Below are 9356 nucleotides of genomic sequence, written 5' to 3' on the forward strand. Positions count from 1 at the left end.
AGCGGGAATATCCTGATGCCGATATTGTGAAATACGCCATTGTGGAGTCTCCAGTAGATATGGAGGATGAACGCATCTGTAGCCGACGGAGTTGAGTTTCAGCTTTGAGTAAAAATCCAGCCATTCCATCAAGAATGTCCAATGCCTGCTTCTGGCCGAATCCAAGGCGTTCTAAATCCGACTTGGTTTGAATCGGAACCGATGGCGGCTTTCAGGCCGGAATGCCTGGCGGTTTACGGTAGGAATCAGTGGTGGTTTTGATCGGATACGCAGCTAGTGTTGCGCGGCCAGCACGGCGCGTTGCCTGATGAGAACGGCGGTTCCGCCGGCCAGTGCCATCAGCATCGCCAACGACCCAACGAATTTGGAAAATTTGGCGATGGCGTGATCGTGGGCCAGTAGGCCGGATTCGGTGAGCAAATATTCCCAGTCATGAAAGCCGTAGGGCGCGGAATGGCCGAAGTTGCCGCCCAATAAGGGCAGTTGGCCCGCTCGGGCGTCGTCGATGTAGGGTGCGATGTCCAAGAAGTTTTCGCCCAACCACCACAGGCATAGCGCGGCACCGAACGGGTCGCGGGTTTTTATGAACAGGGTTGCCATGCAAATCGCCGGCATCAGCAACTGTCCCAAACTGCCGCCCAACGATGTGACGAAGGCGCCGAACGGCCGGAAAATCAGATGGCCGGCTTCGTGGAAGGGCAGGTTGACCAAATGCAAAAACGACGAGCCGGCGGCATTAGCGGCGATCGGCGGGACGATCAATATCCAACTCCATAGCGCGAACAGCATCAGCAATAGGCCTCGGCCCCAGAAGGCAAACTCGCTATCGGCATAGGCATCCGCGAGCCAGTCGATCGCCGGCCTTGTCTCGAATTCGACTCGAGTGCTTGGCGCCGGCGCCGGCGCTGGCCGCTTGGGGTCCGCGTGATAGCGGAAATACTTTTCGAACACCACGCCGCATTGGGGGCAGATGGCCGGAGCGGGTCGCGGTAGGGCGTGTTGGCATTTAGGGCAGGTGTCCACGGCGGGCTCCCGAAAACAGGCGCTTGAGCGCGGTCTGGTTATCGTCTAGCCTAGCAGCAAATCCCGACTTGGCCCGAGTGCCGAATTCCTGAACGCCGGATACCCTCGTATGTCCCCATTGACTTTCCTTCGCGCCGAACTCCACCATGCTCCAATCATGGCGGGCTTGGTCAATGCCGCTTATCGCGGCGAAGCCAGCCGCTTGGGTTGGACCACCGAGGCCGATTTGCTGGACGGTAAGCGTACCGACCCCGAGGATTTGGCGGCGGCGCTGACCGATCCCGCCGTGTTGATGGTCGCCGGTTTCGAAGCCGACCGGTTGGTGGCTTGCGTGCAAGTGCGTTTGGTCGAACGCGAAGCCCATATCGGCATGCTGACGGTCGAGCCGGCGCGGCAAAATCGCGGCGTCGGCCGGCGCTTGTTGACCGCCGCCGAAGACTTGGCGGCGCGGACCTGGACGATCGAACGTTTCGCGATGTTTGTGATTCCGCGCCGCGCGGAATTGTTGGCGTATTACCAGCGCCGAGGTTACCGGCGCACCGGCATTTGCCTGCCCTTCCCGGAAAACCCCAACCTGTGGCAGCCCAAGGTGGCTGGGTTGAGTTTGGAGCGGCTCGAGAAGCCGGTTTAAACTCAAATCAATCGATTGCCCCCAAGTCAAGTAAATATTTTTTGTTCTTTTCTAAAAATGTGCTATAGAGCGCAGCAGCGTTGCTAAATTTGTGACGCACATCAAATAGAAAGCCGGTCTGACCCGCGGGTTCGAAATAGCCTGACCCCAAGTGCCTGGAATCGGTTTGCGTTTTGCCGAGCGGCACGCGCTTGGCGGTATTTCGGCGCCGGTCCGGCCGGCGTCTTCCTTGGCTCTCGCGTGGAGGGGGTATTTATGAGTTATCGATCGTATGCGATATTGGTTGGTTTAGGGTTGGCGGTATTGTCCGGGGCCGCTCAGGCTTACGCGACATTTCCAGACGGCAGCGGCGGGGTTTTGAAATGGGGCGGCGACAATACGCCCGGTACCCCCGGCGGCACCGTGACCTGGGGATTCATTCCGGAAGGCACGGCGGGTTCGGTTTATTGCGATAGCGCCTGTTCCGGCACCGCGAAGACTTCGATCTGGATCGAGAATTCGCCGGGTACCGGTTACACGCTGACGCCGTTGACCGATTTGATCGGCTACATTCAGGCGGCTTTCGATAAATGGGCCGGCGTCGCCAACATCAGTTTTGTCGGGCCGTTGACCGACTCCGGTTTGCCGATTAATCACGCCGGCGCCGGGACGCCGGATATTCGCATCGGCGCTTTTGATTTCAGTTCCGGCGGCGGCGCGGTCGGCTACGCGCCACCACCCAACGGCGGCACCGGAAGCGGCGATATCATCTTCGCGGCCAACTCGTTTTACGCCTTCCAACCCGGAAGCGACGGCGATTTGTTTCCCAGCGCCTCGACCGCGCCCAACGACTTCGAGAGTTTGTTACTGCATGAAATGGGACACGCGCTGGGTTTGGACCACCCGCCGGTCGGTGGCGGTTGTCCGGTAATGCAAGTCGTCGATTCGGCCTGCTGGTTCCGAATCAATCGCGAATTGGACTCCGACGACATCGCCGGCGCGCAATATTTATACGGTGCGCCGGCCGCGGTACCGTTGCCGGCGGCGGCGGGCCTGTTTGCCAGCGGTTTGGCCGGGTTTTTGGTGGGCAACCGAAAACGCCGGCTGGTTTAATGTCGGCGCGGCCGCCGATGTTTGGTCAGGCTGCCGCCGCTTTCCAACGACTTTGGCCCTTAGCTTCGGTGTCGAGAGCCGCAAAGTGCGTTATTCGCCGGTTGGCGGTGAAATAGTTCACCGCCAACCGGACCCTGTCTTTTTTACACTTCCCCACGCTAACGATTCGAGACGCTGGAATACACGGTTTACGTGGTTTGCCGGTGTCTGGCCCTGGCCGGTTTCGGCGAGGGTCGCGTTGGCGTGAAATCAGGTCGGCCGCGTCGGCCGGTTCTTAGAATTGACGGGAGAATTACCATGGATTACCACTATTCCGACACCGGCGCCGGGCGCTGGTTGCTGCCGGCTTGCAAAGCCGGACTATTTACCTTGGGCTTGGCGCTGACGATGGGCTTGTCAAGCCGGACCGCCTCGGCCGACATCGTCGATCAGGCCAACGTCGGACCGATTGGCGGTGGATTTACCGTGAATGCCGGCCCGATTGGTCAAAGCTTTCGGCCCGGTCTGTCATCGCTGGATTTCGTCGAGTTGATGGTCAACGATCAAAATCCGAATTTCGGTAGCGGCGACGACATTGCGGTCAGAATTCGCGAAGCCGACATGACGGGTACGATTCTGGGTGTCAGCAACACGGTGTTTTTTGCCGATCAGCCGGCATTAACGCCATTTCAGACGCCGGAGTTGGTGCGATTTGAATTTACCGCGCCGGTAGCGTTAATTGCGGGCAACACTTACGTGTGGGAAGTTTTCCGCAACGGTGCCGAATCCTCGGACCTGGGCATATTCGGTACCGGGTTTAAAAACGACGCCTACGCGCCAGGCGTGCCGTATTTCGAGGGCGCTGTTTATGCGGGCGCCGAGGCGCCGTTCGATCTGTGGTTCCGGGAAGGCATCGCGACGGTGCCGGTACCGGCCGCGCTGCCGCTGATGCTGTCCGGAATCGCGATGCTGCGCTTGCTTGGCGGAAGACGGTCCGCCTAGACACATGGTCTTCCCCGCCGCGCGGGTTGGCGGGGAAGCCGATGTCGCCGTGCTAAACCCGGCCGTGGCGGTCGGGTTAGCGATGCTAACCGGTTTCGGTTTCCTTGTCGTCGTCGGCGGACAGATCGGAAATTTCCTTCAAGCGGGCCACGGCCTTGAAGTTGACGCTGCCTTCCGGGTACTGCCCCGCTTCGTCCATCGCGCCGGCGTCCTGGCCGGTCAACAGGCTGAGCGCTTCGTCGGCCTTGGATACCGCGTAAATGGCGAACAAGCCTTTTTCCACCGCGTCGATGACGTCTTGTTTCAGCATCAAATGGCGTTTATTGGAAGTCGGTATGATCACGCCCTGTTGGCCGGTCAGGCCGCGAGCCTGGCACAGCGCGAAGAAGCCTTCGATTTTTTCGTTGACGCCGCCGATGGCCTGGACTTCCCCGTATTGATTGATCGAGCCGGTCATCGCCAGATCCTGCCGGATCGGGGTGCGGGTCAGTGCCGAGATCAAACAGCACAGTTCGGCCAGCGAGGCGCTGTCGCCGTCGATGTGACCGTAGGATTGCTCCATCGCGATACTGGCCGAGATTGCCAGCGGAAATTGCTGGGCGTAGCAATGGCCCAGATAGCCGGTCAAAATCATCACGCCCTTGGAATGGATGGGCTGGCCGAGTTCGACTTCGCGCTCGATGTCGACGATGCCGCGCGAGCCGGGATGCACCGTGGCGGTGATCCGCGCCGGCGCGCCGAAGCTGCTGCCGCCGATGTCCATCACGGTCAGGCCGTTGACCTTGCCGATCGCCTGGCCGTCGGTATCGATCAAAATCGTGCCGTCCAGCATTTCCTCGAGTATTGCCTCGGCGATGCGGCCGTTGCGTTGCTCGCGGGCGGTCAGCGCCAGTTCGATTTCCGGTTTGCCGATGTCGTTGGCGTCGGTTTGCGTGGCCAGTAAATTGGCTTCGGCGATAATTTCCAGGCATTGATTGACGTGAGCCGACAAGCGGCCTTGGTCCTCGGCCAAGCGGCAGCTGTGTTCAATCAGCCGCAGCAAGGCTTGGTCGGTCAATGCCTTGGCGCCGGAGTCGGCGGCGTGGCGGGTCAGCAGTTGCACGAATTGGCCGACGTTGTCGGGCGTGCGCTTGATGTGGTCGTCGAAATCGGCGAGTACCCGGAACATCTCGTTGAATTCGCTATCCAGCTCTTCCAGCAGGTAGTAAATGTCGCGATCGCCGACCAGAATGACCTTGACGTTGAGTGGAATCACTTCCGGCTTTAACGTGATGGTGTTGATGCCCAGTTCCGAGTACGGCGATTCGATTTCGATCTTGCCCGCCTTCAGCGCCCGTTTCAGGCCTTCCCAGACAAAGGGATAGGTCAGCACTTTTTCGGCGTCGAGGATCAGATAACCGCCGTTGGCGCGGTGCAGCGAACCGGGGCAGATGCGCCGGTAATTGGTGACCAGGGTGCCTTGGTCGCTGACGTACTCGATGCGGCCGAACAGGTTTTGGTAAATCGGATGCGGCTCGTAGATCACCGGCGCGCCGACGCCGTCGTGTTTGCAATCCACTAGAATATTCGGCAGATATTGCTCGATCAGCAGCTGGCGCTTGCTGGCGAATTCGCGGCCTTCTGCGCTACGGCTGGGCATCAGCAGGTCGCCGATGGTCTGGCTCAGGTTTTTCTCGACTTCGGCCAGATAGGTGATGACGTCGTCGACGTTCTGGTAGCGGCTGGTCGGCTCGGCCAGCAGCGGTTCCAAGGCCAGCTTGATGGTGTCGTTGTCGAGCTGGCGCATTTCCTCGACCAGCGCCCGCCGCCACTGCGGCAGCTCCAGCAAGACTTCGCTCAGATATTCTTCCAGTTCCTCGGTGTGTTGATGGAAGGCGTCGCGCTCTTCTTGAGGCAGCAGCGTGAATTGTTCCTCGTCCAGGGCCTTGTTGTTCTGGATCGGCAAAAAGGTGATGGCGTCGTTGTCGCGGTACAGTGCCACGTCCATCTCGCGGGCTTTTTTGTCGACCAGATCGATCGCGCTGTTGTAGCGCTGGCTGAAACGGCGCTCGATCGCGGTCTTCTTTTGCTGGTAACTGGGACTTTCGAACGCGGCCGGAAAGGTGGCCAGGACGCCGTCGATCAATTTTTCGATGTCCTTGGCGAAGGTGTGACCTTCGCCGGACGGCAGTTCGATGGCGACCGGTTCGCGCGGATTGTCGAAATTTTCGACATAGGCATAGGACAGCGGCGATTCCTGGCGTTCGGCTTGTTCGCCCAGATATTGGCTGACCATCGACAGCCGGCCGGTGCCGGGTTCGCCCATCACGAAAATATTGTAGCCCGGCGCCTTCATCGCAATGCCGAAGGCCAGCGCCGATTGGGCGCGTTGTTGGCCGAGAATGCCGGAAGCCGGGTTCGGGGTGCTTGGGCGCGGCAGTTCCAACGTCAGCTTCAGCGCGGACGCGGGCAGTTTAAGGTGGTCTAGCATCGGTTTATTCGCTGCCGGGCATGTTCAGCATGTGGCGCATGCGTTCAGCCTTGGTTTTCAGATAATCGACGTTGTCGTCGTGAACCCGGGTTTCGATGGCGATCCGGTCGTGGACTTGTACGCCCAGTTTGGTCAGTTCGTCGATTTTTTGCGGATTGTTGGTGATCAAATTGATCGAGCGCACCTGTAGGGCGTTGAGTATCAGCGCGGCGATGTCGTATTGGCGTTCGTCGGCCAAGTGGCCCAATTTGATGTTGGCATCGACGGTATCCAGTCCCTGGTCCTGCAAATTGTAGGCTTGCAGTTTTTTCAGCAGGCCGATGCCGCGGCCTTCCTGGCGCAGATAAATCAACACGCCGCAGCCGGCTTGCTCGATCAGGCCCAGCGCCATGTCCAGTTGCTCGCCGCAGTCGCAGCGGCGCGAGCCCAATACGTCGCCGGTGAAGCATTCGGAGTGGATGCGTACCGGTACGTGGTCCTTGCCGGCGACCTCGCCCTTGACGAAGGCGACGTGTTCCTTGTCGTCCAGGCTGTTGCTGTAGTAGTGCAGGATGAATTCGCCGTGTTTGGTGGGAATCCGGGTTTGAACTTTGTCTTCTATGCTTGCTTTCACTGCGCGGGAAATCCTCAAAGTACGGCCGCGGGGGCGGCCGGAATCGTCTCGACGGGCGGCTAATGTAACCGGGCGGATTCGGCGCGGGCCTCGGGGCGGCCGGGATTGGCCGACCCGAGGCGGGTTGGAATGCGCTGGTTAAATGCGGCTAAGCCCTTTGCCATCGGCTCGGCCGAAACGATGGCAAAGGGCTCCAGCCCGCGGTGTTTTGCTTTGCGTTGATAGGCGCGTTTGTCGGCGAATACTTGGTGTTTGTTGAAGCGGTGGGCGAATTTCGCGACCGGGTTTTGGGCGGGCGGTTCATGCAAACCCTTGCCCTGCTTTTGTTTTTTCATGCTTTTTTCTCCGTAAGCCATTAAAATAGCGTGTTATTTTAACCCTATTCGAGCGTGAATTGCCTGTGAAATTCCAGAAAGACTTTGATGTGATCGTGGTCGGCGGCGGCCATGCCGGCACCGAGGCGGCGCTGGCGGCGGCGCGCACCGGCGCGCAAACCCTGCTGTTGACCCAGAACATCGAAACCCTGGGGCAGATGAGTTGCAACCCGGCCGTCGGCGGCATCGGCAAGGGCCACTTGGTAAAAGAGGTCGATGCGCTGGGCGGTGTGATGGCCAAGGCCATCGATCGGGGCGGCATTCAGTTTCGGATTCTGAACGCCAGCAAGGGGCCGGCGGTGCGCGCGACCCGGGCGCAAGCCGATCGCCAGTTGTATAAACAGGCGGTACGTTCCGCGTTGGAGAATCAGCCGAATCTGGCGTTGTTTCAACAAACCGTGTCCGATTTGATCGTCCAGGGCGACCGGGTGACCGGCGTCAAAACCCAGATGGGTTTGGAATTTAACGCCAGGGCCGTGGTGTTGACCGCCGGCACTTTTTTGGGTGGCCGCATCCATATCGGCCTGGAAAATTACAGCGGCGGCCGCGCCGGCGATGCCGCATCCATTGCGTTGGCCGAACGCTTGCGCGAGTTGCCGTTTCGGGTCGGCCGCCTGAAAACCGGCACGCCGGCCCGCATCGACGGCCGCACCATCGATTACAGCAAGTTGCAGGAACAACACGGCGACACGCCGCTGCCGGTGTTTTCGTTCATGGGTAGCCGCGAGCAGCACCCGCGCCAGATTTGTTGCCATATCACGCGGACCAATCAGCAAACTCACGACATCATCCGTTCCGGTCTGGACCGTTCGCCGATGTATTCCGGCATCATCGAAGGCGTCGGGCCGCGTTATTGTCCGTCGATCGAGGATAAAGTGGTGCGTTTTGCCGAGCGCGATTCGCATCAGATTTTCGTCGAACCGGAAGGCTTGAACACCAATGAAGTCTACCCGAACGGTATCTCGACCAGCCTGCCGTTTGACATTCAATACCGTTTCATCCGCACCATGTTGGGTTTCGAAAACGCCGAAATCGTCCGGCCCGGCTACGCGATCGAATACGATTTCTTCGATCCGCGCGACCTGAAAACCTCGCTGGAAACCAAGCACATGAACGCGCTGTTCTTCGCTGGTCAGATTAACGGCACCACCGGCTACGAAGAAGCCGCCGCTCAAGGTTTGATCGCCGGTTTGAACGCCGCGCGGCTGGCCAAGGGGCTGGAGAGCTGGTGCCCAGGCCGCGAGGAAGCTTACATCGGCGTGATGATCGACGATCTGATCACTCGCGGCACCGCCGAACCCTACCGGATGTTCACCAGCCGTGCCGAATACCGGCTGCAATTGCGCGAGGACAACGCCGATCTGCGCTTGACCGAACAGGGTCGCGAGCTGGGCTTGGTCGATGACGAACGCTGGCAACGTTTTGAAGAAAAGCGCGAAGCCATCGCCAACCTGCAAGGCAAATTGGCAAAGAAATGGATTAGAGCCGAATCCGACGAAGCGGCGCTGGCCGAGCAAATCTGGGGTAAAAAATTGGTCAAGGAGGCGAATCTGATGGAGATGCTGCGCCGGCCGGAAGTGGACGTTGAAAATTTATTGCGGCATTTCGGCGACGAAACCGACATCGACGAACAAGTTGCCGAGCAAGTGGCGATTCAGGCCAAATACGCCGGCTACATCGATCGCCAACAAACCGAAATCAACCGGACTCAGCGTTACGAACATTTGAAGCTACCGGATAACGTCGATTACAGCCTGGTGTCGGGCCTGTCCAACGAAGTTAGCGAAAAGCTGAAAAAACAACGGCCGGAAACCCTGGGTCAAGCCTCGCGGATACCCGGCATCACGCCGGCGGCGATTTCGCTGTTATTGGTGCATCTAAAGAAGAAAAGCGCTTAGTTTGATGTCGCTATCGCGAACGATGTTTTGAAATCGGTTCGCGGATCGACAGTCGAGTTTCTTTTTTGCTTTTTCAAAGAAAAGACACCCCGATGCCATTTTGATCCTGAGCACCAGTGGTTTTAAGCGGGCCCTGGCGGGCTGCCGTTTAAAACCACCGGTGCTCGGCGCGGTAAAACGGGGCAAAAATCTATTCTGTGTTGCCAATTGTGTGGGCGACATTATTGGCACTCGTTGCCACGCAGTGCGAGGGAGTTGGGAAAAAACCCAAAAT

Annotated in this window: 9 protein-coding genes; 4 read left to right on the forward strand and 5 right to left on the reverse strand. The window is 59.0% G+C overall.

The genetic code is table 11. The features are described from left to right. Positions 1-273: 273 nt before the first annotated feature. Complete coding sequence (locus AC3B8H_RS14835; protein WP_488442319.1) at positions 274-1023, reverse strand: zinc ribbon domain-containing protein; 750 nt, start codon at positions 1021-1023, stop codon at positions 274-276. A gap of 109 nt (positions 1024-1132) precedes the next feature. On the opposite strand from AC3B8H_RS14835, the gene AC3B8H_RS14840 reads away from it, so the two are divergent. The 3 genes from AC3B8H_RS14840 to AC3B8H_RS14850 all read left to right on the forward strand — a co-directional run bounded on the left by AC3B8H_RS14840 (position 1133) and on the right by AC3B8H_RS14850 (position 3727). After that, positions 1133-1654 carry a GNAT family N-acetyltransferase gene (locus AC3B8H_RS14840; RefSeq protein WP_488442320.1) on the forward strand — a complete coding sequence of 174 codons (522 nt, stop codon included), beginning with the start codon at positions 1133-1135 and terminating at the stop codon, positions 1652-1654. A gap of 255 nt (positions 1655-1909) precedes the next feature. Then, a complete protein-coding gene (locus tag AC3B8H_RS14845) occupies positions 1910-2746 on the forward strand; it encodes a matrixin family metalloprotease (protein ID WP_488442321.1) in 837 nt (278 codons plus the stop codon). A 297-nt stretch (positions 2747-3043) separates the two neighbouring features. Continuing rightward, positions 3044-3727 (forward strand): hypothetical protein, encoded by a 684-nt coding sequence (locus AC3B8H_RS14850; protein ID WP_488442322.1) that lies wholly within the window; start codon positions 3044-3046, stop codon positions 3725-3727. 85 nt (positions 3728-3812) lie between these two features. Here the strand turns inward: AC3B8H_RS14850 and AC3B8H_RS14855 are convergent, their stop codons facing one another. The 3 genes from AC3B8H_RS14855 to AC3B8H_RS14865 are packed head-to-tail and all read right to left on the reverse strand — an operon-like array spanning position 3813 to position 7145. Further along, on the reverse strand, positions 3813-6197 hold the full coding sequence (locus AC3B8H_RS14855) for a Lon protease family protein (protein WP_488442323.1): 2385 nt from the start codon (positions 6195-6197) through the stop codon (positions 3813-3815). Positions 6198-6201: 4 nt separating this feature from the next. Continuing rightward, positions 6202-6810: a GTP cyclohydrolase II gene (gene ribA, locus AC3B8H_RS14860; protein ID WP_488442324.1), complete on the reverse strand. Its 609-nt coding sequence runs from the start codon at positions 6808-6810 to the stop codon at positions 6202-6204. 59 nt (positions 6811-6869) lie between these two features. Next, a complete protein-coding gene (locus tag AC3B8H_RS14865; RefSeq protein ID WP_488442325.1) occupies positions 6870-7145 on the reverse strand; it encodes a DUF7230 family protein in 276 nt (91 codons plus the stop codon). Between the two features lie 65 nt (positions 7146-7210). Between AC3B8H_RS14865 and mnmG the strand changes: the two genes are divergently transcribed. Continuing rightward, positions 7211-9082, forward strand: coding sequence for a tRNA uridine-5-carboxymethylaminomethyl(34) synthesis enzyme MnmG (mnmG, locus tag AC3B8H_RS14870; protein ID WP_488442327.1), 1872 nt, complete (start codon positions 7211-7213; stop codon positions 9080-9082). Here mnmG and AC3B8H_RS14875 read toward each other — a convergent pair. Next, positions 9062-9356: hypothetical protein (locus AC3B8H_RS14875; RefSeq protein WP_488442326.1), on the reverse strand; the 295-nt coding region annotated here is incomplete at its 5' end. The genes mnmG and AC3B8H_RS14875 overlap by 21 nt on opposite strands.

The sequence above is a fragment of the Methylomonas sp. BG-2 genome, assembly GCF_057766305.1.

Coding starts and splice junctions, on each gene's coding strand:
- AC3B8H_RS14840 (WP_488442320.1), top strand. CDS start 1,133: ATGTCCCCATTGACTTTCCTTCGCGCCGAACTCCACCATGCTCCAATC.
- AC3B8H_RS14845 (WP_488442321.1), top strand. CDS start 1,910: ATGAGTTATCGATCGTATGCGATATTGGTTGGTTTAGGGTTGGCGGTA.
- AC3B8H_RS14850 (WP_488442322.1), top strand. CDS start 3,044: ATGGATTACCACTATTCCGACACCGGCGCCGGGCGCTGGTTGCTGCCG.
- AC3B8H_RS14855 (WP_488442323.1), bottom strand. CDS start 6,197: ATGCTAGACCACCTTAAACTGCCCGCGTCCGCGCTGAAGCTGACGTTG.
- AC3B8H_RS14865 (WP_488442325.1), bottom strand. CDS start 7,145: ATGAAAAAACAAAAGCAGGGCAAGGGTTTGCATGAACCGCCCGCCCAA.